Origin of the sequence: Sulfurovum sp. XGS-02, from assembly GCF_023213175.1 — a bacterium.
Lineage (GTDB): Bacteria > Campylobacterota > Campylobacteria > Campylobacterales > Sulfurovaceae > Sulfurovum.
This window is the reverse complement of sequence record NZ_CP093312.1, coordinates 429,654-453,791: the sequence shown is the minus strand read 5'-3', so window position 1 is coordinate 453,791 and position 24,138 is coordinate 429,654. Positions and strand designations below refer to the sequence as shown.

The window sequence follows — 24,138 nt, the reverse complement described above, 5'->3', positions numbered from 1 at the left end:
GTATAATTCGTTACAATTTGATACACACTATACTTTGGTATAGATATTTAGGAATAAACTTGTCAAACACTACTTTGATACTTTTAGGTGCAGGAAGCTCCTCACGATTTAAAATGAAGATGAAAAAACAGTGGCTCTATACTGGGGATACACCCTTATGGTTGCATGTCGCCGAACACTTTGAAAAGAGTGCCGTTTTTGATCAGATCATCATCGTATCGACACAAGAGGAGATACGTCTTATGAAAAATTTTGCTTCCTTTACATATATAGAAGGGGGAGACAGCAGGCAGGCATCACTTAACAATGCGCTTCAGAAGGTAACTTCAGAGTATGTACTTGTCAGTGATATCGCCAGATGCTGTGTGCCTTCAGATATGATAGTCCGCATCATGGAAGCGAAAGGGGAAGGTGCCTGCATCGTACCTGTACTCCCTGTAGCCGATACACTCTATCTCGATAGTACACCCATAGACAGGGAGAAGGTAAAGATCATTCAAACCCCTCAACTCTCTGTTACAAAAATGCTCAAAAAAGCACTCGAAACTGAAACGATATTCACAGATGACAGTTCTGCGATCGCCTCTCTTGGAGAAAAGGTACATTTTGTGGAGGGCTCAGTAGATGCACATAAACTGACAACTCTTGAAGATCTGAAAAAACTCTCGTGTATTCAGGCACCTTCAACCAAAACACTTACCGGCTTTGGCATCGACATACATCCTTTTGAAAAAAACAAAGAGATGTTCTTATGCGGTGTAAAGATAGATGTTGACTATGGATTTAAGGCGCACAGTGACGGTGATGTTGCCATCCATGCACTGATAGATGCACTACTGGGTGCTGCGGGCATGGGTGATATCGGTGAACTTTACCCGGATACGGATGAGGCCTATGCCGGAGCAGACTCTAAAGTCTTGCTTCATGACACCGTAAAAAAGATAACCTCTTTTGGATATAGCATAGGCAATGTAGATCTTACTATCATGGCTGAAGCACCCAAACTTTTACCATATAAGGAAGAGATGAGAACAACACTTGCTTCCATACTCGGTGTTAGAAAAAACTTTGTCAATATCAAAGCTACCACAGCGGAAAAACTTGGTTTTGTAGGACGAAAAGAAGGTGTGACAGTGCATGCCGTAGCAAACTTAACTTATTTGAATTGGAAAAACACATGAAAATAATCATTGTAGAAAATGAACTCTATTTGGCGCAAAGTATCGCCTCTAAACTCAACGAAAATGGCTATGAGACTGAAATATATAGTTCCATTAAAGAGGCTATGGACAGTCAGGGTGATGCCTATCTGCTTTCGACGAATTTACCGGGACAGAACACATCACCGCTGATCAAACAGTTTAAGGACAAGATCATTATTTTGATGGTGAACTATATCAATAATGATACGGTGGGAGAACCACTGAAGCTGGGGGCAAAAGACTACATCGTTAAACCATTTATGTTAGAAGACCTGATGCGTAAGATAGAGCATTATAAAGAGTACCAGTCCCTCAAGAAACAGACCTCTCTCTACCAAGAGTATATGCAAAACCTTCTGCATGATATAGAAACTGACTTTGATATCTCAGAGATCACTACGCCGCTTGTGATAGAGACAAACTATCAAAGACTGGTAGACAAGGTCGTTTTTGAACATGCAAAAGAAACCAATACGCTGCTTACTTTTGTCCCTTTAAGCGATAAGAACTGGAAAGAAAAAATACAACAAAGCAGTCCTTCTGCCCTGCTTTATATTACCGAGATCCATCAACTCAAGAAAACAGACAAAGAGGCGCTGCTGGATATGATTAAGGAGTATGATTTCATTTTATGCAGTACCACGGAATTGGAGTCGGATTTTGAGACCATTACCCTCAATACGGATTCTAAACTCTATGACCAAAATGAGATCTTGACCATTGATGACTATGTCAAATTCATTGTAAACAGTTTTCAATACAAATTTCCAGATACAGAACTCTCTAAAAAGTTAGGGATTTCAAGAAAAAGTTTATGGGAGAAAAGGAAGAAATATGGCCTATTCAAAAAGAAATAAATCACTCTATATAGATACTGAGGCCCTTTCTACCCTAGCCTTGGTAAAGGCAGGGCTTATCTCTCCTGTAGAGAAGCTGATGAATAAAGAAGAGGCCCAAAATGTGGATGAGACCAAAATGTACAAAGGCGTACCTTTTCCTTTCTCTTTTATACTTGCACCTCAGGGTAAAAAAAATCATCAAACCTTGCAGACGCTACAAAAAAATGACATTGTTTCACTCATCAATGATGGGAATATCGTGGGTGAACTGATAGTGGAAGAGACATTTGAGGTAGACCCTGCGCAGCGTCTACAGAATATCTATGGAACTTCGGACACGACACACCCGGGCGTGAGAAACACCATATCGAGACTAGGTAAAATCGCTGTATCCGGGGAGTATACTGTCACTTATCCACTGATACAAGACAATATGAAGCGCATCAGAAACATGATTACAAAGACAGGGGCCAAACATATCTCATCGATGATGCTTGCAGCGAACCCTTTGAACCGTGCACACGAAAGAATGATACGTGAAGCCATCACCAATTCCGATCTTCTTGTGATCTTTTTGCGAAAACCTTTTACTTCTGAAGGGCTTCGTTATGACATACGCCATAATGCACTCACGACTTTTGTCGATAACTTTTTACCACGCAACAAGGTCCTTATTATTCCATTTGAGAACACCTATATCTTTGCGGGTTATAATGAACTCATTTTGGATGCGCTTTTAGCAAAAAATTATGGATGTAACCAGCTGGTCATAGGTAAAAACCATGGTGGACTGGGGTTATATTATGATAAAAACCGTCTAAGTTCTGTCTTTGATCGATGCCAGGATATCAATATTGAGATCAAAACCATCGATGAGCTTGTCTATTGTGATACATGTAAAACACTTGTCAGCACACGGACCTGTCCCCATGGACAACACCACCATGTACACTATGACTCAGCCTCTATTATGAAACTCATACAGGCGGGGCTTATTCCCCCTTCTATCCTAGTAAGAAAAGAGGTCTCTGCAAATATACTCGCAGCACTTTTACCCGATAGATTTGAAAACCTTCAAGAGATGCATTACTCTTTGATGCCGGGTTCGGGTCTCTTGGAACAACAGAGTGAAGAACAGTTCTATCTGAAACTCATTGAACTCTACCAAACATCATCACTGACGTAAAAGAAGGAATCTTATGACAATACAAAAACTTTTTCTCACCTTCTTTGGTGCCGGACTTAGCCCCAAAGCACCCGGTACCGTAGGTTCCTTGGCTTCACTTCCTGTAGGCGTGGCTCTGATTCACTACTTTGGTACAGAAACACTTTTTATGCTGACGCTTGCCATTACCGTTATAGGTATCTTTGAAGTGAATAAATATGAACAGGCTACAGGGATCCATGACCATCAGCAGATCGTCATAGATGAAACAGCAGGTATGTGGCTTAGCCTGATGATCGCCTATTCAACCGCTGTTACCATGAACTACCCTTATGCCGAACTCCTGGCACTCATATTCAGTTTTACGGCATTCCGTCTTTTTGACATCTGGAAACCCTCAACCATAGGCTGGATAGACAGAGAACTTAAAGGCGGACTTGGCGTGATGCTCGATGATGTCTTGGCCGGGATCGCCGGTGGATTTTTAAGTGCTGCGATACTGATGGCGATCGAGAGACTTATTTAAAAGTCTTTTTTTCTCTACGCCGTCCCCTCTTTACACCTTTCTTATGCGTATTTTGAAACGCTTCAAAAAACATTCCTATGACCGCTGCAAGCATGATAAGATAGGCAATGAATCTTGTGAAACCTGCGATCAGAGACTCATATGCCAAAAGCCCCATAGCACTGAGCATATAGTTAAAGTCATGGATCGCATCGACACCTAAAAAGGATTTATGTGCCGGGAGTATACGTCCTTCGTGGGCAGTAGAGAGATACCATGCAGTGTATTGGAGAGAGAAGCCCACAAAAAAGAGTGCGATCAGCGCAGCAAAGAGCTTGCCTCTTCGATAGTAATAATAGGAGATCAATCCCGGAAAAAGTAACTGGAAGAGCGTTCCATTGGCCATAGTCAAAAACTCTGGACAAGGTAAGATATAGCAGACACCATGTCCTGCTTCATGCACGATACCCAAAGTCTGATTTGCTACAAAAAAATAAAGGGTAAATATTCTCTGTACCCAAGAGTCACTCTGCTCATAACCCGGTTCCCATGGTGCATAATGAGGGAAAAGCAGAAGAAATACGACAAAGATACCTAATGTGACCCTCTTTGCCACTGTATTGGAGTGCAAAGAGGATCCTGACGGCTCTTCCTCATCGCGATCTTGAAGTAAATGTTGAAAAGGATCCTTTTCAGGCATCGATCAAACGCTTTAATAGTTGATGAATGAGTAGTTCATACGCTTTGAGTTCTCCTGGCTGAAGAGCAGCGCCTGAACGAAATTTTTTATGGTATTTTTCTAAGGACTTTCTTGATGTATCATCCAGCCATTTCTCTTTAAATGTCTGATCCATTTCCATATCGAACACTTCTCTTTTGGCATGGGAAGTTTGTGCGACCTTCATCGTATGATAGATGGCACGCCCCAGTAAGATATAAGGAAAATTTCTATTCTCCATGGGTCCCATCTCCAAATAGCGCCGACCCATTGTTTTCCCCAGGACTTTTATCTCTGAAAGCTCGTTGAAACCGAAATAGGCACCTGTTCCACCTACCAATGCCCCTATGGCTCCACCTAAAAGAAGTGTATGCCCTGCAAACAGTAGGTCGATACCCGCACCCGTGACTGCACCTGAGGTGACGCCTGTCATAAGTAGTTCTTTACGTGTCAATCCAAACACAGAAGCTGTCTCTTCCGAAAAAAGATCCATCCCTTCAAACGTTAGGACTTTCTCTTTTTTTTGAAGGTGATCATGGTTCCAGATCTCTTCTATGTCCTTTTGTGCTGCAACTTCTAGATCACGTAACCGGTCTTTATAGCGTGTTTCAATTGTTTCTCTCTCTTCATCACTCGCCGCATGGGTATCAAAAGAGAGTATCTCCACAGCACTGACAGCATCATACACCAATCTCGCAATGTGTGCCGCACTGCGCTCAAGCATCTGTTCCTGATACTGTTTAAAAAGTTTGATCGATGCTTTGAGCGGGGCTATCCACTCTTCTTTCATCTGGGCCATACTCTCCAGTATACTGGTATGCTGCCCAAAGTCGGACTGCATCGGATTAAAGGTACGTACCATCTTGAAATAATGTTCCAGTGCCCGCTTCCACTCTTCACTGTAATCTGTTTCATCAATATGGTTGATCAGTGCCATAGAGGGCTGCCCTGTCCAGCGAAGTATCTCCATCTCGGTTTCGTACTCTTCTCCATAAGGTTGGGAACCGTCTACCACATAAATGATACCTGCCCCTTCCATGATAGGTTCAAGAAGTTCTATTTCATCATGAAAACGTTCATCCTCTTTATGCGTATCAATAAATGCCTCTACCACTTCATGTTTTTTATTTGCAGGGACATCATGTTTTTCCAGCCAAGCGAGTACCTTCCGTGCCCTTTGAAAACCAGGTGTGTCATACAGTTCATATAAAATCTTTCCATCCACCGTTAAAGGGAAAGAGCGTTTCTCTATGGTGGTCCCGGGTATATCAGATATCTGTACAGAGTCATCCAGTGCTAAAGATGAGACAATGGCACTTTTCCCTTTGTTCGGATGCCCCACCACTGCAAATGTCGGGTGGGACACATCGATCTCTCTACGACTAGGCATTGTGTGCCTCCTTGCCCGGTGCTTCAGTACCGGATCTTTTTAACCACACTTTCCTGTCGCTAAGCATAGAAAGTTTGTTTTCCCAGACATCCAGCGCTTTAGGGGATGCCTCATAATGATTTTCTGCCGTGCCTACGGGTGCTACTATCACTTTATCAACTCTGCGGGTCAATTCACTAAGATAATCTACAAAATCCATTGTCGGAGGCTCCCATGCCTTTACAAACAAAAGTATTTCACCATGACTTTTAAAAATGATCTCCGTATCTTCCTCAAGCGTGTTTCTACCCCCGACTTCACATTGTACCGGTGCAATGATCTTCCTACTTTCAGCCAATACCAAAAGTGCATCATGCGGTATGGCCCATCCTTGTATCCCATCATAAGAGGCATCCAATGTGTTGACGATCCGGCCATACTTTCCATCTCCTGATAGCACTACCTTTTCATTTCTATCTGCATGTGTAGAGATGATAGGTTCATTGATCTCTCTAAGGAGTTGTGCCGTCCCATGTAACGTGAAAAGCGATTTCTTGATGGCACTTCTCAATCCAAAAGAAGCGAGGATGAATATACAAAAACGTAAGAAAATGGCATACCACAGGGTAGAAAGAGCCAAAAACTTCCACCACTCTCCAAGATCGGATGCATGTGCGATCATCTCTTCATCCAGCGTAGTACCCAGTCTGAAATATTGACTTTGCTCTATGAGTTCAAGTGACGGCACGGCAGACGCGGCAAATTCTCTCCATGGAAATGCTATCGTATGTAAAAAACGTTGAAATTCCTCAGGAGAGATATGCAGGGTTGTACTCCATGCAAAGGCGATATCTTTAGTCACGATCACACCCAAAAGTGCCAAGAGCAGCCCAAGTGAAAAAAACAACACAATGATCTGTGAACGTTTAATGATGATCCAGTTTGCAAGTAAAGGGTTTATCTTCACCCCTTTGATCTGCTCTTCTGCTCTGCCGGGCAAAACCCCCATTATCTTTTCCATCCAAAAAGCAGGCGAAAGGTGTATCAGAACATTCTCAGCACTCCTGGTCCTAAACATCGCAAAAAATGTAAGCAGCATAGTAAAGATCGGGAGAAACACAGTGACAGCCATAAAATAGATGACATTGACCGGTTCATCTCCACTGTAAGAGAGCAGAGCCACACCGGACAATAGTCCCAAGGCAAATGCGATCAATACAAGTACAAACGTGACCCTGTAGAGATAAGAGGAAAAAGTGTCGGATAAAAGCGGTTTTTTCAGACGGGATTGATGCTTCTCAACCCATGCTAAAAGTTGTTCAATGGGTTTGTTTTTTAACATCACATGGGTCAAACCAAATGCACGGTTCTCTTCCCGTGTAGCAGGATCTAATGCCAATAGTTCATAAAGATTTACATAGGTTTTTATATGCATGGATCACTTGTTCTCAGGACAACCATAAATAATACATCGTAATTGCTCTTTATAGCTCTCATGATCATAATGTTCTACCCGTGCAACTCCCTCTTCAAAGGCGGTTTTTGCTACAGCTGAAGCAACCCAGACCAAGGCTTCTTTGTTAAAAGGTAAAGGAATAATATGCTCTTTTCCATAGGCTATCGTATCATTCTTATAGGCGGCCTTGACATAGTCAGGTACAGGCTCTTTCGCTAAAGCCGCAAGTGCTTTAGCCGCTGCCATTTTCATACCTTCTGTGATCTTCTTTGCATGCATGTCCAATGCACCTCTGAAGATAAAAGGGAACCCCAATACATTGTTGATCTGATTTGGATAGTCAGAACGTCCTGTTCCGATGATCGCATCATCACGTACTTCTTTCACTTCAGAAGGTAAAATTTCAGGCACCGGATTTGCTAAAGCAAAGATAATAGGCTCAGGTGCCATTTTGGCTACCATCTGCTTGCTCAATGCGCCTGCAACACTCAAACCTAAAAACATATCAGCATTCTCTATCGCATCATCGAGTGTCTTGGCATCTGTTTCTATAGCAAAAGGTGCTTTATAGACATTCATGTCTGTTCTCTCTGTGGTAAGCACCCCTTTACTATCACACATCACGATATTTTTGACACCCAGACGCTTATACATTTTTGCACATGAGATACCCGCAGCACCTGCACCGTTGACGACTATTTTGATCTCATCGACTTTTTTACCTGTCAGTTCGAGTACATTCATCAATCCAGCAGTCGTAATGATAGCCGTTCCATGCTGGTCATCATGAAACACAGGGATATCCAGTGTTTCTTGTAACTTTTTTTCTATCTCAAAACATTGAGGGGCTTTGATATCTTCAAGGTTGATCCCACCGAAAGTAGGCGAAATTGCTTTACATGCAGTGATGATCTCATCTACACTGTGCACATCCAGTTCTATATCAAAAGCATCTACATCCGCAAACTTTTTAAACAGTACTGATTTCCCTTCCATGACAGGTTTGGATGCAAGAGGTCCGATGTTCCCCAGTCCTAGTACAGCCGAACCGTCAGAGATCACTGCAACCAGATTAGAGCGATTGGTATATTCAAAAGAGAGATTTTGATCCTTTGCTATTTCAAGACAGGGTATCGCTACACCGGGGGTGTAGGCAAGTGAGAGTTCATGTTGTGTGTCACAGGGTTTCGTAAGCTCTATACCTATCTTCCCTTGCTTATGGTATGCGAGTACTTCTTCTTTTTTGATTTCAGACATGGTTTACCTTACGATTTCAAGATAATCTATTATACTGAAAGTATGATAAGGGCCACTCTAGTTATTCAGGGAAATACTCTTCAATGATCTGAGGAAAAAGCTTCATCGTTTTTCTGGCCTTGTCTATCTTCGGCTGAAAGACTTCTGCAGAGTTAGGAAACTTTGTCATACACTCTGTATAGATCGCGATTTTGTCTTCCATGTGTGCTTCAAGTGCATCAAGTACAGCCTGCATATTCTCTCTGCTCGTTGCAAACTTCATGAGTAACTCAAACATACGTTTACGTGGATGGATGGCCATAGAATCACCTGCTTCAAGTGCGATATCTTTAATGTCCCATCTTGAGATATAAATACCGCTTACATGCGGAGCGATAAGCTTCGCATAGAGTGCTTCCGTATAAGAAGGATAATCTTTAAGATCTACCTCTTCTTCTGCAGCGCATTGTCCATCAGGACCAAAGGCCGGATTACCATTGAAATTTTTCTCATTAAAGTTTTCAAACTCTTTTCTTAGGTCGTTTATGTCTCTCATTCTTTCTCTCCTATTAGTAGCGGAATATCATCCACATTCATTTTGGCATCAAACCATCTGTGGGCTATAAGCATCATCTTTGTTACAAAAATGATCTGGTCATCTAAGAACTCCGGTCTCTCATAAAGTGCTTTGGCCTCATCATCCAGACAAAAGCCCTGCACCTTTCCATCTTTCACTTCAACAAAGTCTACACGTCCTTCTCTCTGAGCACATTCGTTCAGACTTTCACAATAGTGCACAGCCTTTTCGCCAAACTCTTTTTCTATCATCATTTGCGTCACTTTTGACTCCCCTACATTTGCCATGGTAAAATCAAAATGTTCATCTTTAATGTTCAGGGCAATGGCTGTTGCATTGATACCATTGCGTTTCATGATCTTGTTAAAGTATTTTCTCATATACCCTGTTTGTGCATTATATCCAAGGATCGTACAGAGTCCTGTGTCAGGTTTGATTTCATGGGGCTGCATAGCTACTCCTCCCCTCTCATACGTTTGGCATTTTCATGTAGAAACATCGCTTCTTCTTCTTCCACAGCACAACGCGGGCACATCTGTTCTCCTCCCGTGTAGGTAAAGTTGTTACCGCACTCATTGCAGCGCTTGATATTAAACGTTGCAAGGGTTCTTTGTGTAGGTTCAAAGAACTCTTTGATCTCAAATCCGCTTTGCAATTGTATCGCATCAGGTTCACATACGTCATGGCACAAGCGACACTTCACGCAAAGCATTGCATCAAAGTGTATCAGTGAGAACCGATTGTCAGATGAAAGTGCCCCTGTAGGACAGATACGATAACATATCTGACAGTTGGTACAATTCTCATCCACGAACTTTTGAGAGGTAAAACTCACCTCTTCTTCAGGAAGTATCTCAAACACATCCGGAACGTCTGCACGTTTTAGTGTTGTAAAGAGTATCTTTCGTTTATTTGGAAGATTTTTATCTTTGATCTTGGCTATGACGGAAGCATCTATCTCAAAGTGCTGCAATTCATCTTCATCTACTGCATCATCAAATGCTTTTTTGTGTTTTACCACACCTTCAAGTGAAGCATTGCCTAAAAAAGAACGTCTTGAAACAGTTTCATCTTCATCTTCTCTCTCACTCTCTTTTGTTGATTCTTTTGCTTCGACATGATTCGTTGCTAGTTGTTTTGTAGAAAAACTCGATAAGACGAAATTTGCCTCATCTATGCGATCTTCAATATGCTCAAACAGTAAGGAATCCTCATCATAAGAACTCATATCTATCGTGATCGTCTCCTCGCTTGCCAAAGCCAACGAGATCAAATGTTCTACACTCAATACAGAGATACAAGGAACATTGAACTTTGGCGAGATGAGTCTTACTTTAGATTCTAAAAAAGTAAAAAAGAACTCTGTCGTAGAGAAATCCGAAAGTGCAAAAGCTTCTGTAGGACAGATACCCACACATGCAGCCGCTTCTACACCTGTAGCCGCACTGAAACTAGGAAGATTGTCTACCAGGCTTATAGAGTCCGGACAGATATCCACACACTTGGTACACTGAGAAAATTTACTTGTCGCTCTTACACACGCACCCACATCAAAATGTAACCCCATAAACTACGCTTCATCCCCACAATATGTTGTTAATTTTTCTGTCACGTATTCAAAATCACTGAGTAGGAACTCTAAAGCCAGTTCAGCACCATCATGATAGAGCGGCGTACGTGATTCACGTTTTGCATTGATAAGAAATAACGGTGCCCACTCCAAAAGGTGTTCTTTTAAGAATGCTCGTTGTACCTGAAGGAGTTCACAGATACCGTCTTTGTCATCCGCGATCAAAGCCTTCTGTAGTGCAACACATAACATATACATAAATTCCAATTCCACACCAATATGATCTGCACTCACTACCCTTGCAGCATCCAGTTCCACACGAAAATCCAACTCATTGTAAAGTTCAACAACAGGGTTGTCTCCACCGCTTTCTATCATTTGATCATCTCTGGTATAGAAACTCTCATACGGTACAAGGTGCATTAAAAAGAGGTTGGTAAAGTCGACATTATAGTATTGATCGATCAGGTCTTTTCTTGAGAGTTCCTTGCGTTTAGACCAATCCCTGTAGTTAGGAAAAAAAGATAAAAGTCTTTCATCTTTTTCAATGTTTTCCAAAAATGTTTCATCTACCTCTACCAGCATCAATCGTGAGATCAAAGCATAAATTGCGATACGGTTTTCTATCTCTTGTTTCATTAAATCCATGTTTTATATATCTGCTTTCATGTTAAATATTTTGGCACTATACCACTTTCAAGATAAATAAGTGATAAGAGAATTAATTATCTGGGAAATCGTATAATGTAGACACTTCCAAGCAGATGCCTGGAAGTATGTCAGTAAGTGTGAACTTACTTGATTTTTACTGCGTATGCTTTGTCAGACAAAGGTACACAAGGACGTTTGATATGTTGAGGACGTCTAAGTGTATCTGTACTGTCAAGAGGACGTGTTAATTTGTCTCTCCATGCTTGATACACTTTCATGTTGTTCTCATAGTTCACATAAATATCACCTATCTTATCATCTTTACCTGCAAGTTCCATCACAACTTTTTGGTGCCATGCATGGTTACCCGCAATTGGATCTGGATGTGAAGGTGCTACGGCATTTTGCCATGAACCAGAAAGACCATCCCACCAAATGTTGTCAAGGTCTTTGTTATACTCTTTAAACTGCCATGTATCTTTACGTGCCTGCATACCGTCATCAAGACCTTCAGTTGGTTTCAGTGTTCCTTCTTTACCATCCATAGTCATTTCATACAGCGGTGCACCAAGACCCATAACACCTAGCTTATGCTCAAATCCAGGGATCTCAACTGCATTTTTAAGTTTCCATCTACCTGCGTGGTGTGAACATGCAAGTACACCAGGCATTGTAGCTTCTGTCGGTACAGCCATAGCGATGAAGTACCCTGACTCAAGACCAGATACAGTATCCTGGATCGTTACCTTCACTGCATCCCCTCTTTTGATACCAAGTCTCTTCGCATCTTCAGTATAGATCCATACCGGGTTATGGTTTTGAGAGATCTCCATTAAGTGCTTAGAGTTCACTGAACGTGTGTGAATGTTGTACGGTAATCTAAAGACTGTATTTAATGCAAACTCATTCTCTTTTTGCATAAAGTCATGGTGAACCTGTGTTACAACATGCGTCATTTTCTTTCTATCTTCAGCATTTGTCGGATAGATAGGTATAGCGTACTCAGGCCATTTCCACTCTTTGAACCACTCACAGTAGAAGTCTAGTTTTTTAGTCAATGTATGGAAACCTTGTACCAGTTCACCGTCTACTTCTACACCAATTGCAGTCTCTTTACCATCATGCCCTGTTGCAAGAAGTACACCGAACTCATCTTTAGTGACTTCACTTTCATGATACTCATGACCATGCGCAATATATGTATCACCTACTTTTTTCAGTGGTCTCTCTTGAGGTTTATAGATATTAGCCTCTTCTAACCATGTACCTCTGTCTCTCATCATCTCATAGTTTGGATACTTAGAGTCAGGGTATGCTGCTTTTGCTGCTTTTCTAAGGTTAGGCAAGTTATCAAACGCTGCTTGATACCACTCAGCGATCGTCACACATCTGCTTGGGTCTTCTTTTGAAGCCCAGTGCTTTCTGATACCCAATGAACCATCCGGATCTACATAATGTGTCATAATGTTTGCCCAGAACTCTACCTCTTCCCACACTTCACCAAGACCTGCTTTAATGTGTGCTTCAAGTGTAGCTCTTGTTGGATCTTTTGGCTTCCAACCCATTTTTTCCAATGCAACTCTAAGTGCTGGGTTACGGAAACTTAACCATCTTTTCGGTTCAGTTGCTTCTGAGTGCTGGTCATGTCTTTCACCAGCAAGCCCTACAGGCAAGATATAGTCACAGTACCAGTTTGTCTCAGACCAAGTCGGAGAAAGGTTGAATGACATTTCGATCTTATCTTCTCTTTTAAGCGCTTCGATCCATCTGAATCCATCCGGGTTGATCCAAACCGGGTTATACATACGAGGGATCCAAACAGCCAGTTTTTCAGGAACCTGAAGTCCTTTAGCGTTCCACTTGTTTCTCCACTCGTCATCCATAAGAAGGTGAGGCATGATATGACTCATTTCATAAGAACTCAATGGATATTCAGGCGGCCAAGCGATCTCATTCCATACGTCAACTTTTGCAGGCGCCGAACCATCCACAGTTGCAGCATTTCCTTTACCATTAACAGAAATAACATGCCAGTGGTGAAGTCCAACACCACCTTTATCCCCTGCCATAGCACCACGAAGAACGAATGGTAAGAATGCTGATCTAGCGATCATCCATCCACCTTTGTGACCTATCGGTCCTGCTCTCCAGATATATGTTGCAACTCTTGCACCTGCATCAATGAACATATCGTAAAGTTTTTCTACGATACGCTTTTCGATACGACACTCTTCAGCAACAAAGTCAAGTGTATAAGGGCTATACATCTCTGAGATCATTTCGATGAACTCTTCATAAGAGTTACCTGCAGGTACAGACTTGATGTATCCTTTTTCTACAAGTAGGTTAAGATACTCTCTATCTTTCATGAGGTGGTCCCAGTTTACCCAATTCTTCACGAAATTGTGGTTTACTAGATCTTCTCCATTGATACCTTTTTCATTTAAGATTCTGTTTGCAAGATAGAGATAGAGTGCTGTCTCTGTTCCTGGCCAACATGGAACCCAAAGGTCTGCCATACCAGCTGAGTTTGAAAGACGTGGATCCATAACAACAAGTTTTGCACCTTTTTTACGTGCCTCAGCGATACGACCTGCTGCTTGTTGGAAGTAGTGTCCTGCATCCGCTGCGTGAGAAGACTGAAGGAAAATCAACTTCGCATTTGACCAATCCGGAGAGTTTCTGTCATCATTTGTCCACTGGATCGTACCTTGTCTAGCACCTGCAGAACAGATGTTTGTATGAGAATCATACCCATCGATTCCCATAGAGTGCGGTACACGGTGACCAAAACCATTCTCATTTGGACGTCCAACGTGATACATGATCGATTTTTTAGAGATCTCATCACCTGTTTTAAGTGTATCGTGCATTTTTTGCCCGATCTCTTTCATCGCTTCATCCCAAGTTGTTCTTACCCATTTACCTTCACCTCTTTTAGAACCTGGCGCTCTTTTAAGTGGGAAAGGAATTCTATCCGGATCATACATTTGTGACTGTGTTGCATACCCTTTTGCACAGTTTCTACCGCGAGATCCAGAGTGAAGCGGGTTACCCATATATTTACGTACTGCAAGTTGTCCACCAGCCTTATAGGTTGAAAGGTCAACCCATGCAGTCAGACCACATGATGCTTCACAGTTTGAACATGATGTAGGAACGAGCATATACTCAGTTGCTTTGATCCCATCAGGATTATCTTCGCTCTGAACACCATGTCTTCCTGTACCACCTCTTTTCCAGTCATCACCACTTAACTCAGTAAAGCTATCCCACTCTTCCAACGGCGGATAGAATGAAAGTGTCTTTGGAGTAGGTGTGAACTTCGTTTCTGCCATTGCCGGCGTATCAGCTACAGTTTTAAATACACCTGCTGCAAGCGTCGCACCTGCTACAGAGTATGCTGTACCTTTAAGGAAACTTCTTCTGCTTTCGATAAAAGCAGGATTTTCATTATTCATTGATTTTGTCATATATCTCTCCTTAACTCAACGGAAGCATTTGTGGAATTTTAAGCCATACATCTTTTGCCATGTATAGTCCAACCAATGCCAATATAGCTGCAAATCTAAGCAGCGTTTTATTCTCATTTTTCATATTGCCCATAGCGATAAAGAACGGGATGATAAATCCTAGAACCATACCAAACCAGAACTCAATATTGTACTCACCGCCAGCATGTACATAGGCAAGAGTAGCTTCAGCTTCAGATGATTTGAATGAGAAGAAATACTCACCCATATACATCATGAAAGAGAAGAATGTAGCAATTGCAAGAATTAAAGCCAAATCTTTTCTAGCCTCTTTCGTCCATGAGTTTGATACAAAAATAAGTGCAGATGAACCGGCCATAAGAGCTGCCCACATCATTTGCATTACTTCTGCAGGTGCCTGCCATAACTCTCTTGCACTTGATTCTGCCATGATAATCGCAGTATAAAGTGTCACCGGAATAGCTAAAAATACTACAAATGGAAAGATCTTCTCATATACAGCAGAGTTATTTCTAGCCATTGCTGTAAGTTTACATTTCTTACCACCAAGACCTGGGAATGCGTCTGCAACACCGATGACCAACATCACAGTAATAAGCAAGAGGAACAATGAAGCCATCCATGCTCCAACTGTAATTGCTGATGTCCAGTGTGGATGTAAGAAAATATTTACCATTCTGTACGGCTGGTGAAGATCTGTCAATGTAAAGAGTAAGAATATATTTAAAAATACAAATGATAACACTGGCATGATCCATCTTAAGTTTGGCATATCTTCTTTTTTATGTCTATAAAGAAGGAACGCACCTAAGAAGATTACACCTGTACCAATACTTTTTGCCCACATATTAAGCGTAATCATCCATCCCCAAATGATACCTGGAAGTGCGACGTCTAATGTAACAACTGCTTGAGTTGCGTGAATTGAACTTTCTACCATATTAGTGACCTCCCTCTTGTTCATGTGCTGTGTTGTCGAAATCTAAGAAACTGTTATTATCTGTCTTTTCATGTCCAACAAATGGAGCAAGGAATCTATCTATAACGCCATGGTTTGGATCACCAACATGTTCAAGGTGTGTCACATTGTTAAATAGGTTGTACCCTTCAATTCTCTGATGTGCAAGAGGATTCAATGTTTGGTTACCGCCACCCACATAGAAGTGTGTCGGATTCGTATGTTTTTCTGGTTTACGTACTTGTACACCACCTTGATGTTCCATAATATACAGTGAAATATGACTATGGTCATCATCAAGGTCACCAAAGATATTGGCTTCAACAGGACATGCAACCACACATGCTGGCATCATACCGCTCTCGATACGGTGCGCACAGTAAGTACATTTGTCTGCTGTATTTGTTTCAGGGTCCATATAGATCGCTCCATAAGGACATGCCATCATACAACCAGCACAACCGATACATCTCTCACTGTCAACGTTTACAATACCATTCTCTAAATAGTGTAATGCCGATACCGGACAGATACGCTCACAAGGTGCGTTTTCACAATGGTTACAACGTAATGGTGTAAAAGATCTTGCAGTATCCGGGAATGTCCCGATATCAATATATTTTACACGTAAACGCCAAGTACTCAATGGAACTTCATTTTCCACTTTACAAGCAACCTCACAACCTTTACAACCCATACATAGGTTAAGGTCAACTAAGAAACCTAATTTCATGCTTCCTCCTTAAATTTAGCTATCTTATAATAATTATAAGTACCCGTTAATCCGATGAGACCATAGGGAAATGCTTAGATTAATACTATTAAAGTTTGCTTTAAAAAATGGTTATTTATTTAAAGAAACTTTACGTTTTGAATTCAATGTAGCAAATGTAACATTTTTATCAAAAAAAATTGATCAGCACTATCTGCTATTTATATTTCATCAAACTAGTTGCATCTCAGCATCAATGGTCAGACTACTCAGTAAGCCCTGTTAATATTTTGATCATGCCTGCCTGTGCCTTTTCCAGCACATCCAACTCTTCTGTATCCTCTATGGCCATAGAACTCATCCAATTGTAGACAGAAGGGAATCCTAGCTTCATCTCTTCTTCATCTTTCTTCTTGCTAAGGTAGAGTGAACACGGTGCATAGGCTCCTGCTTCCGGTCTTGTTTTAGCGATAGTGTAGATCACCGGCAGTTTACAAACAGAGTAGACTTCATAAAAATCAAATGCTTCATAGTTAGATTCTTCAAAATCATCACCTAAATTGTTATGCCCGGCAATAACAAATCCGTTAGGTGCAAGCTCACCTTCAAAGCCCATTTTGAACTCTTCTAACTGATCTTCCCACTCATCTGGATCCATCTCCATAGTGAAATTCGTAACAAGTTCACCCTTTGGATCTGTTTGCACATATGGTAATGTTTCAAATGAACCGTTTGGCATTGCTTTTTTTAATGTTTGTTTGACAAGTGCTCTTAAGTCATGTAGGGTTTTGTCATCACTTGGCGTTTTCATGATCTTAGCCATCGCTTCTACTGTTAAAGAAGAGACAGAGATCGTTTTTTCACCTTTTTTAGTATAAATAGACATACTCATAGGAGCAAAAAGACCCACATTCGGATATTTTTTTACCAGTTCTAAAACGGTATCCGGTTTGTACAATGTAAAAAGATTATAGATATCAAAACCTGACTCTTTAAACTGCTTCACAAAAGGACCATTCATATCCCTATTGGCTGAGATAACAAAACCTGCGTCTTTAAATGCCTGTTCTATGCTTGCCGGAGTGATTTTCCCATCTGCATTTTCTGAAGTGAATATCTCTATATCTGCAGCTGTACTTTTAACAGCAGCAGGTGCTTGAGCTGCACCCTTTACAGTTTCTTGGGCTATTACACCCGTAACGATCAATGATGCACAAAGCATCCCTTTAACTAACAATTTCATATTTTATTTCCTTTAGATTTTTATACCGTAATATAACAATCTTCTGTAAATAATATGTAAAAGTTTCAAGCTAAATCATGGTTGGGCATAGGTATAGCCCCGAAGCTGTCTCTCTATGATCTCAACGATACCTGCAGTTGCGAAACCTATATCATCAAGCAGATCTTTTTTATCGATATGCAGTGTTCTCATAGTATTTCCGCACGCAATGAACTCTACATCATAGGTCATGAGCGCTTCTATACGTTTTCGTACCTCGACATCACCTTTTTTCAGTAAAGACTTTAATCCCTGACCATAGGCTACGATCACCACTTCGGTATTTTCCGGTCTATAGAACTTCATGACATTATTGACAGTACTTAAAATACGGTTTATCTCTTTGAGATCACCGCTAGGTATACCAAATACGAGTTGTCTAGGATTATCAATTGCTGGTTTGGGTTCGGCAAACTCTGTCTCTGCTGTTGTAAAACTGAATACACATATGAATAATATCAATATTTTTTTCATTATTTCTCCTTTACCTCTGTTTTCTTTTGGCTTCTCTTAATATCTCAAGAAAATCCGTTTTGTTCCATGCTCCGGGTATATTCATTAACACTTTAGCATTTTCGTCTATAAAAATAAAACTGGGTGTCAATTCCGTTTTTAGTCCTAAAGGAAGCTCCGTAGTAGAAATATCGATCGAGACAGGGATAAAATCTTTTTCTACCAACGCTACAACCTCATTTTCCACCATCACCTCTCTCTCCATTTTTTTACAGAAGTAACAATCTTTCGTCATGACTTTAAGCATGATGATTTTATGCTCATTCTTTGCCTTTTTCAGAGCTTTTTCAAACCCTTCATAGCGTACACTATGTTCTTTTATAACCTTCTCATCAAAGTCGTATATATACGTACTTACTGCTTCAAGTTCATCTTCGCTGATCTTTCCTTCAAGACTTGGCATGGTTTGAAAAGACTGCATCACTTCGTCTAAACAGAGACTTTTTTGGCTATCCGGGTGCAACACATACTCACTGATAAATGCTGCCACTTCCATACGATGTATCTCATTGTCACCTTTAGGATCTCCTATACTCTTTTTCAATCTATAGGAGAGCTGGTTTAACGTAGGAGCAGTCAGCTTAAGTAGTGTATTGTTATAGTCTTGAAAATTCTCTTTGAGTTTAGACATAGGGATATAGCCCTGATGACAAGAAGCACATTTTTTTTCATACACTTCCTTCCCTTCCATCGCATAGAGTGCATGTAAATATAACAACATAGCTAAAGCTATTCTCATTCTTCATCCTCATCATACATTTCAAGTTCCCGGTACGCTTCAAAGACATTACGGCTATGCAATACATCATAAAGTTTCATCTTCTTATACTTGGGCATGGTTACTGTTTTGGTGATCTCTTCCATAGAAATATCATTATCCAGTGCATCGAGTACCTCTTCTTTCATTTCAAGAAGGTAGGCCTTAAGTGCCTTGGTAGCATTGGCATCAGTTTGATACCCGTGTCCGCCTATGATGACCTGAGGATGCAGTGCATCTATTTTTGCCAATGCCTTGATGGAACCTATGATCGAACCATCACGTATAGAAGTCAACCTCCCATTAAACACCAGATCTCCTGCAAAGAGTACTTTTTCACCCGGTAAGTATACGATCAGATCACCCTGAGTGTGTGCTTTTGCTACCAATTGCTGAATTTCAAAGATCTTTCCACCGACATTAAGTGTGAGGTTGTGATCTACAACAGTATCAAGGTTTACGATCTCCGTCTTACCGTAAATTTCACTGCCCAAACTGCGCTGCATCCGTGTTTCCATACCAATAACTACATTTTGTTCATACGTCCTTGGACCTATCAACAAAGCGCCTTTGCTCTTATAAAAACTATTACCTAACCAGTGATCGTCATGATCATGTGTATCAATCACATACTTTACAGGGAGATTTTGGATCTTTTGCATCTGAGTATATGCCTGTTTGGCATATGCATAAGTAGGGCCGCTGTCTATGACAACAAACCCTTGTTTTGTTTGGACAAAACATGTATTAACCATATTACCACCATTTTCCTTGGTGATATTTTCGAGTGCACCAAAAAAGCAATGTACATCTTCAGAGACCTTCACAGGCGTCAAATGATATTCGTACGCCTCAGCAGTCCATAAAAACAGACATAGTGCTATGATGCTCCTCATTCATACTCCTAGAAAAGGTAGTTAAACTCTAAACGATACTCGTTATAAGAAACATCTGTTTTAAGTCCACCACCAGTCGTTACAATATCATCATCAGCAGTAATAATACCGATACGTGTTCTCATTTGAAGTCTTTTTGTGATATTTGTCCAAGTATCCAAGTGCCATACATTACTGTCAGCCTGCGTACCAGGTTTAGTATCATCAAAATCTTGAATCGCATATCTTAAACTTGCTGTCCATGTAGAGTTGAACTTATAGTGTGCTCTTGCCATGAATGTTTCTGTATTTGCTTGCCAGTTATATTGTGCCATTGCTCTTGTAAATCCACCCGTAGGGAATCCTCTCCATGGAGCCAAGATATCCGCTTCATCAGCCACTTTTGAGTAACCAAGTCTAAAGTAACCTTTTTTGTTTGGCATTTCAAGGTCAGCTCTTGCACAGAAAAGGCTAGAATCAAGTGAACCTACTGCACCTGCATCATAACCAACTTCATTGGCTTTAAGGTTAGCGCCACCTACTGCTCCGCCACCATCATCCATTTGATGGAAATATCTCACACCAGGTCTTACTGCCCAACCGTTATCCAGGTTGAATCTGTAGTGTGCTTCAGCCACAATATCTGTCACGACATCAGGCACTGTTAAAGCACTTAAAGTAAAGTCTAAATTGTCTATCGCTTTTGTCTTGATATCCCCTAAGAACATATCATGGTTCGGATCTTCACCAGCAGCTACGAAGTTTGCATAAGTAAGTCCTTTGTGAACACCAGCATCATCATTGTTACCCCAGCTATCACCTGCAGCATCCTTAAATGTCACAACATCATGCGCATCTTCATGGTCTCTCAATTTTTGTTTAGCGAACCAAGCTACTCTTGCTGTAGTTTTTGATGCTACTTTTGCACTGACAGAAATACCATCAAAGGTATTTGGAATCATTTTTGTGTCATTTGAAGCCGTAAATACTGATTCAAACAATTGGCGACCTGCTTTCGCATCTACTGTACCATTGTTGTATTCCAAATATGCCTGACCGAGTACTGACATACCGTAAGCACCTGTATGCTTCACTTTATATCTGCTGAATGTATCTTTACCAGCTTTTACGAATCCTATATCCGCATCATCCTCTCTAAAGAAATCAGGATTTAAAGAACCGTAATAGCCCATCGTAAAGCTAAACCCGTCCAATACAGCTGATTTATAGATAAGGCTTCCACCTAGACCCCAAGCTTGATTATCTTCACCGGCTGCTTCATCATCCCAATCCCAGTAGAATGTATTTGATCTGAGTCTTCCATAAAAGATACCTTCACCAAACATATCACGGATATTGTCAACGCTTCCTGGTAAAGTGTTATATACAACAGTCATATTACCTTTGAGTTTGCGTTTAGGTGTGTCTTTTTTAACCTCTACTACCGGTTCAACTGGTGCAATATCTCCACCTGCCATCGCAGATGTACCCATACATAACAGCACTGATGCCGCTAAACTAATTTTTATTCTTCCCTTGTTCATTTTTTACCCCTTTTATTATTTTAAGTCGTAATGACTTTATTAACGATGTGTTATAATATGACTGTGATTATATCACAACCTCCAATGCCCCGTCCTTCAAAAGGAGACTACAACATTTCTAATAGAAAGACGAGGCACGGTTTTAACTTATGAACACTTCGCACCTTCAACCGGACATCCACAATCCATATCCAATATTTTCACATTAGACTCCATTGGAATGTCGATCACTTTTTGTCTACGAATGTAGTCGCTGACCACTTCATAGACTGGACGTATCGCTTTTTCATCAAGGTTTTCACCTACATTCTGAAGGTTTCCTCCCCATGATGAGACCCTATAGGTCTTTTCCATATCAATAGGCTTGCCACCAATCATAAAGTCAGAAATACGCTTTCCGGATGGGGCAGATATAGTGATGCTGTAACTTGCACCTGTAATTCTACTCATGTCACCACCTTGCTGTAAAAGCGGGTTGGAGTTAAATACATTGTCTGCTATATCTTCCATCAATTTTGCTATCACTTTACCTTTGAGGTCAAAGGTATAGACCTCAGGGTATGTGATCGCTGTCATCTCATAGACATTGTCTTTTAAGATGTCATCACCCGGAAGCACTGTTGTACCCCATCTGTATCCTGGGTTAAAGTTGATATCACATTTCATCTCATCTTGAATGGCCATACCTATAAGCGAATCAAACGTTGAGTAGAAAGTATCTCTTTTATAGAGAAGTCCTTTGGTTGTACCGAGCACTTCATTGAGCTCTTTATTGTAAGGTTTATACCATTTTTCAATAAGCTCTTCACCCGCTTTATCCGCAGGGATAAGATTTGAAGCTACAGGTATGAGTTTATAACTGTAACCCGCTACTTTTTTATCTTTAATATCCAGATCAAGTCTAGAGATATATTTACCGTGGCTTCCAGAGATGATAATCACCGTATCATTCACAATAATTGGCTCCGGACTAGGATCATGTGTATGCCCACTTAAAATAAAGTCAACACCAGTCACTTTTTTAGCCAGTTCCTGATCTACAGAGAACCCGTCATGACTCAGTACAACGACTGCATCCACTTTCTTCTCATTACGAAGTTCATTCACATACTCTTGAAGTGTTTCATGACGTAACGCAAAACTCCACCCTTCAGTAAACTTTTTAGGGTTCGCCGTAGAAGTGAACGGGAATGACTGTCCGATGATACCAATCTTTGCTCCACCTATCTCCTGGATAGAGTATGGTGGGAAGATCAGCTCTTCAAACTCATCTGAGAATGGATCATTGTCGATCACGTTTTGAGAGATAAAATCACCTTTCAGCATACCGATCAATTCATGAACACGCTCTTTACCATAGGTGAATTCCCAGTGCCCGACCATTACATCTACACCCAGATAGTTTTGCGCATCTACGATCGCTTCACCGTCCGTTTTGAGTGCAACTGCTGTACCTTGCCATGTATCACCACTGTCTACAAGAATGACGTTCTCTTCACCTCTCTCTTTTTTGACATGATCAATGATGGGCTTCATATGTGCAATACCACCCATCTTACCGAACTTCTTAGCAAGTTCAGTAAAGTCATTGTGTGTATCAAAATATGCATCTAATGAACCTGGCTGGATACCGTAATACTTTTGAAAACTCTCACCACAGATGAACCCTGGTGTACCTACCAGGTTCTTAGCTGAGATCAGTGTAGATGGTTCTCTCCAGTAAAGCGGCTTAAGGTGCGCATGCAAATCACAAATATGTAAAATGGTTGCTTTACCTTTTGCCTTGAAATCTACGATATCAGAAAAACTCAAGTTCTTGATACGCTCTTTACCTGCTTCACCGGCAAAAAGATTTGTTCCTCCAGTTGCACCTAGTAAACCTAGTGTTGCAGCAATCTGGAGGAAGTCTCGTCTATCTATTTCCATTATCTCACCTTATCTCTTCAAACCAGGAATGGCCATTGTTTTTTTCTTATCGGCTGCAAGTTTATTCACATATACTTCCAACGCATTCATCTCTTTAGACCCTAAAGGAATCACTGCAAGCAATGCATTTTTCATACATCCTTGAAATCTTCTTTGTGTGGTTCTAAGACTTGACTTTGTCATACGGTATGCTGGCCATGTACCAGCAACATTGTTGTCACCCAGATCCGGAAGCGGCTGTGTTCTAAGTACTTGTCCAACGATATCTGCGCTGTGACAAGAGTTACAAGCAAGCCCTCTTCCACCTCTTGGGGTCATATATGTTTTTTCACCTAATGCATAGGCTGCTTTAATGTGCTCATCTGCATTAACATCGATATTAATCACTTCATCATTTGCCAATGACTTTACATAAGCAAGCATAGAGAACATTTTCCCGGATTTGAGTTTTGATTTCTCTTGACCTTGCTCTACTTGCATTGCTTGCAGTACTTGATCTATCCCGACAACATTACCAAGTTTTGCGATATATCTTGGGAAACCTGCAATATACTTCGGTAACTCTTTTTCAGAGATCCCTAAAAATTTTGCTAAAGCAGCTTCTCCGCCCAATTCTTCTTCGAACATTTCCCCACCTTCTTCTACAAAGATATCCGCAGGGTTGTTTTCTAGCATTTCTGCATACATAGCTCTATCAGCATCGCTCATAGCAAACTGATCACCGGCACTTAACGTTACGGTTCCTATGGTTGTCAAAAGAGCTAAAGGTAATAGTACTCTTTTCATTGC

General features: G+C 41.0%; 22 protein-coding genes. 4 read left to right on the top strand and 18 right to left on the bottom strand.

Features of this window, described 5'->3' with window-relative positions; all coding sequences use genetic code 11:
- Positions 1 to 59 precede the first annotated feature (59 nt).
- Genes MN086_RS02315 through MN086_RS02300 form a run of 4 tightly spaced genes read left to right on the top strand, consistent with a single transcriptional unit; the run spans position 60 to position 3,732 of the window.
- Positions 60 to 1,181: a bifunctional 2-C-methyl-D-erythritol 4-phosphate cytidylyltransferase/2-C-methyl-D-erythritol 2,4-cyclodiphosphate synthase gene (locus MN086_RS02315; protein ID WP_248576452.1), complete on the top strand. Its 1,122-nt coding sequence runs from the start codon at positions 60 to 62 to the stop codon at positions 1,179 to 1,181.
- Complete coding sequence (locus tag MN086_RS02310) at positions 1,178 to 2,059, top strand: response regulator (protein ID WP_248576451.1); 882 nt, start codon at positions 1,178 to 1,180, stop codon at positions 2,057 to 2,059. The genes MN086_RS02315 and MN086_RS02310 overlap by 4 nt, the downstream gene beginning before the upstream one ends.
- Entirely contained in the window at positions 2,037 to 3,227 is a 1,191-nt protein-coding gene (locus MN086_RS02305) for a sulfate adenylyltransferase (RefSeq protein ID WP_248576450.1), read from the top strand. The genes MN086_RS02310 and MN086_RS02305 overlap by 23 nt, the downstream gene beginning before the upstream one ends.
- A 13-nt stretch (positions 3,228 to 3,240) precedes the next feature.
- Positions 3,241 to 3,732, top strand: a complete 492-nt coding sequence (locus MN086_RS02300) for a phosphatidylglycerophosphatase A (RefSeq protein WP_248576449.1) — start codon at positions 3,241 to 3,243, stop codon at positions 3,730 to 3,732.
- Here the strand turns inward: MN086_RS02300 and MN086_RS02295 are convergent.
- From MN086_RS02295 to soxA, 18 genes are all read right to left on the bottom strand, one after another.
- Positions 3,725 to 4,411: a hypothetical protein gene (locus MN086_RS02295; protein ID WP_248576448.1), complete on the bottom strand. Its 687-nt coding sequence runs from the start codon at positions 4,409 to 4,411 to the stop codon at positions 3,725 to 3,727. The two genes, MN086_RS02300 and MN086_RS02295, sit on opposite strands and share 8 nt — an antisense overlap.
- Positions 4,404 to 5,819 carry a DUF3482 domain-containing protein gene (locus MN086_RS02290; RefSeq protein WP_248576447.1) on the bottom strand — a complete coding sequence of 472 codons (1,416 nt, stop codon included), beginning with the start codon at positions 5,817 to 5,819 and terminating at the stop codon, positions 4,404 to 4,406. The genes MN086_RS02295 and MN086_RS02290 overlap by 8 nt, the downstream gene beginning before the upstream one ends.
- The gene (locus MN086_RS02285; protein WP_248576446.1) at positions 5,812 to 7,233 is read right to left on the bottom strand and encodes a DUF2868 domain-containing protein; all 1,422 of its coding nucleotides are present in this window, start codon (positions 7,231 to 7,233) and stop codon (positions 5,812 to 5,814) included. Before MN086_RS02285 ends, MN086_RS02290 begins: the two co-directional genes overlap by 8 nt.
- 3 nt (positions 7,234 to 7,236) lie before the next feature.
- The gene (locus tag MN086_RS02280; protein ID WP_248576445.1) at positions 7,237 to 8,511 is read right to left on the bottom strand and encodes a malic enzyme-like NAD(P)-binding protein; all 1,275 of its coding nucleotides are present in this window, start codon (positions 8,509 to 8,511) and stop codon (positions 7,237 to 7,239) included.
- A 61-nt stretch (positions 8,512 to 8,572) separates the two neighbouring features.
- Positions 8,573 to 9,046, bottom strand: coding sequence for a hypothetical protein (locus tag MN086_RS02275; RefSeq protein WP_248576444.1), 474 nt, complete (start codon positions 9,044 to 9,046; stop codon positions 8,573 to 8,575).
- On the bottom strand, positions 9,043 to 9,519 hold the full coding sequence (locus MN086_RS02270; protein WP_248576443.1) for a hypothetical protein: 477 nt from the start codon (positions 9,517 to 9,519) through the stop codon (positions 9,043 to 9,045). Before MN086_RS02270 ends, MN086_RS02275 begins: the two co-directional genes overlap by 4 nt.
- Before the next feature lie 2 nt (positions 9,520 to 9,521).
- Positions 9,522 to 10,634 carry a 4Fe-4S binding protein gene (locus tag MN086_RS02265; RefSeq protein WP_248576442.1) on the bottom strand — a complete coding sequence of 371 codons (1,113 nt, stop codon included), beginning with the start codon at positions 10,632 to 10,634 and terminating at the stop codon, positions 9,522 to 9,524.
- Between the two features lie 3 nt (positions 10,635 to 10,637).
- Positions 10,638 to 11,285 carry a molecular chaperone gene (locus MN086_RS02260; RefSeq protein ID WP_371875210.1) on the bottom strand — a complete coding sequence of 216 codons (648 nt, stop codon included), beginning with the start codon at positions 11,283 to 11,285 and terminating at the stop codon, positions 10,638 to 10,640.
- A 146-nt stretch (positions 11,286 to 11,431) separates the two neighbouring features.
- Positions 11,432 to 14,761 (bottom strand): molybdopterin-dependent oxidoreductase, encoded by a 3,330-nt coding sequence (locus MN086_RS02255; RefSeq protein ID WP_248576441.1) that lies wholly within the window; start codon positions 14,759 to 14,761, stop codon positions 11,432 to 11,434.
- Positions 14,762 to 14,771: 10 nt separating this feature from the next.
- A complete protein-coding gene (gene nrfD, locus MN086_RS02250; RefSeq protein ID WP_248576440.1) occupies positions 14,772 to 15,722 on the bottom strand; it encodes an NrfD/PsrC family molybdoenzyme membrane anchor subunit in 951 nt (316 codons plus the stop codon).
- 1 nt (position 15,723) lies between these two features.
- Complete coding sequence (locus MN086_RS02245; protein ID WP_248576439.1) at positions 15,724 to 16,473, bottom strand: 4Fe-4S dicluster domain-containing protein; 750 nt, start codon at positions 16,471 to 16,473, stop codon at positions 15,724 to 15,726.
- 244 nt (positions 16,474 to 16,717) lie between these two features.
- Complete coding sequence (locus tag MN086_RS02240) at positions 16,718 to 17,695, bottom strand: DUF302 domain-containing protein (protein ID WP_248576438.1); 978 nt, start codon at positions 17,693 to 17,695, stop codon at positions 16,718 to 16,720.
- 75 nt (positions 17,696 to 17,770) lie between these two features.
- Positions 17,771 to 18,208, bottom strand: a complete 438-nt coding sequence (locus tag MN086_RS02235; protein ID WP_248576437.1) for a DsrE family protein — start codon at positions 18,206 to 18,208, stop codon at positions 17,771 to 17,773.
- Positions 18,209 to 18,218: 10 nt separating this feature from the next.
- Positions 18,219 to 18,986 (bottom strand): thioredoxin fold domain-containing protein, encoded by a 768-nt coding sequence (locus MN086_RS02230; RefSeq protein ID WP_248576436.1) that lies wholly within the window; start codon positions 18,984 to 18,986, stop codon positions 18,219 to 18,221.
- Complete coding sequence (locus MN086_RS02225; protein ID WP_248576435.1) at positions 18,983 to 19,900, bottom strand: MBL fold metallo-hydrolase; 918 nt, start codon at positions 19,898 to 19,900, stop codon at positions 18,983 to 18,985. Before MN086_RS02225 ends, MN086_RS02230 begins: the two co-directional genes overlap by 4 nt.
- Positions 19,901 to 19,908: 8 nt before the next feature.
- A complete protein-coding gene (locus tag MN086_RS02220) occupies positions 19,909 to 21,423 on the bottom strand; it encodes a hypothetical protein (protein ID WP_248576434.1) in 1,515 nt (504 codons plus the stop codon).
- Between the two features lie 147 nt (positions 21,424 to 21,570).
- On the bottom strand, positions 21,571 to 23,349 hold the full coding sequence (gene soxB, locus MN086_RS02215) for a thiosulfohydrolase SoxB (protein ID WP_248576433.1): 1,779 nt from the start codon (positions 23,347 to 23,349) through the stop codon (positions 21,571 to 21,573).
- 9 nt (positions 23,350 to 23,358) lie between these two features.
- Complete coding sequence (gene soxA, locus MN086_RS02210; protein ID WP_248576432.1) at positions 23,359 to 24,135, bottom strand: sulfur oxidation c-type cytochrome SoxA; 777 nt, start codon at positions 24,133 to 24,135, stop codon at positions 23,359 to 23,361.
- Between the last annotated feature and the right edge of the window lie 3 nt (positions 24,136 to 24,138).

Bases quoted from the DNA above. Each gene is read 5' to 3' on its own strand.
- MN086_RS02310 (WP_248576451.1), top strand. From the start codon at position 1,178: ATGAAAATAATCATTGTAGAAAATGAACTCTATTTGGCGCAAAGTATC.
- MN086_RS02305 (WP_248576450.1), top strand. From the start codon at position 2,037: ATGGCCTATTCAAAAAGAAATAAATCACTCTATATAGATACTGAGGCC.
- MN086_RS02300 (WP_248576449.1), top strand. From the start codon at position 3,241: ATGACAATACAAAAACTTTTTCTCACCTTCTTTGGTGCCGGACTTAGC.
- MN086_RS02295 (WP_248576448.1), bottom strand. From the start codon at position 4,411: ATGCCTGAAAAGGATCCTTTTCAACATTTACTTCAAGATCGCGATGAG.
- MN086_RS02290 (WP_248576447.1), bottom strand. From the start codon at position 5,819: ATGCCTAGTCGTAGAGAGATCGATGTGTCCCACCCGACATTTGCAGTG.
- MN086_RS02285 (WP_248576446.1), bottom strand. From the start codon at position 7,233: ATGCATATAAAAACCTATGTAAATCTTTATGAACTATTGGCATTAGAT.
- MN086_RS02280 (WP_248576445.1), bottom strand. From the start codon at position 8,511: ATGTCTGAAATCAAAAAAGAAGAAGTACTCGCATACCATAAGCAAGGG.
- MN086_RS02275 (WP_248576444.1), bottom strand. From the start codon at position 9,046: ATGAGAGACATAAACGACCTAAGAAAAGAGTTTGAAAACTTTAATGAG.
- MN086_RS02270 (WP_248576443.1), bottom strand. From the start codon at position 9,519: ATGCAGCCCCATGAAATCAAACCTGACACAGGACTCTGTACGATCCTT.
- MN086_RS02265 (WP_248576442.1), bottom strand. From the start codon at position 10,634: ATGGGGTTACATTTTGATGTGGGTGCGTGTGTAAGAGCGACAAGTAAA.
- MN086_RS02260 (WP_371875210.1), bottom strand. From the start codon at position 11,285: ATGGATTTAATGAAACAAGAGATAGAAAACCGTATCGCAATTTATGCT.
- MN086_RS02255 (WP_248576441.1), bottom strand. From the start codon at position 14,761: ATGACAAAATCAATGAATAATGAAAATCCTGCTTTTATCGAAAGCAGA.
- nrfD (WP_248576440.1), bottom strand. From the start codon at position 15,722: ATGGTAGAAAGTTCAATTCACGCAACTCAAGCAGTTGTTACATTAGAC.
- MN086_RS02245 (WP_248576439.1), bottom strand. From the start codon at position 16,473: ATGAAATTAGGTTTCTTAGTTGACCTTAACCTATGTATGGGTTGTAAA.
- MN086_RS02240 (WP_248576438.1), bottom strand. From the start codon at position 17,695: ATGAAATTGTTAGTTAAAGGGATGCTTTGTGCATCATTGATCGTTACG.
- MN086_RS02235 (WP_248576437.1), bottom strand. From the start codon at position 18,208: ATGAAAAAAATATTGATATTATTCATATGTGTATTCAGTTTTACAACA.
- MN086_RS02230 (WP_248576436.1), bottom strand. From the start codon at position 18,986: ATGAGAATAGCTTTAGCTATGTTGTTATATTTACATGCACTCTATGCG.
- MN086_RS02225 (WP_248576435.1), bottom strand. From the start codon at position 19,900: ATGAGGAGCATCATAGCACTATGTCTGTTTTTATGGACTGCTGAGGCG.
- MN086_RS02220 (WP_248576434.1), bottom strand. From the start codon at position 21,423: ATGAACAAGGGAAGAATAAAAATTAGTTTAGCGGCATCAGTGCTGTTA.
- soxB (WP_248576433.1), bottom strand. From the start codon at position 23,349: ATGGAAATAGATAGACGAGACTTCCTCCAGATTGCTGCAACACTAGGT.
- soxA (WP_248576432.1), bottom strand. From the start codon at position 24,135: ATGAAAAGAGTACTATTACCTTTAGCTCTTTTGACAACCATAGGAACC.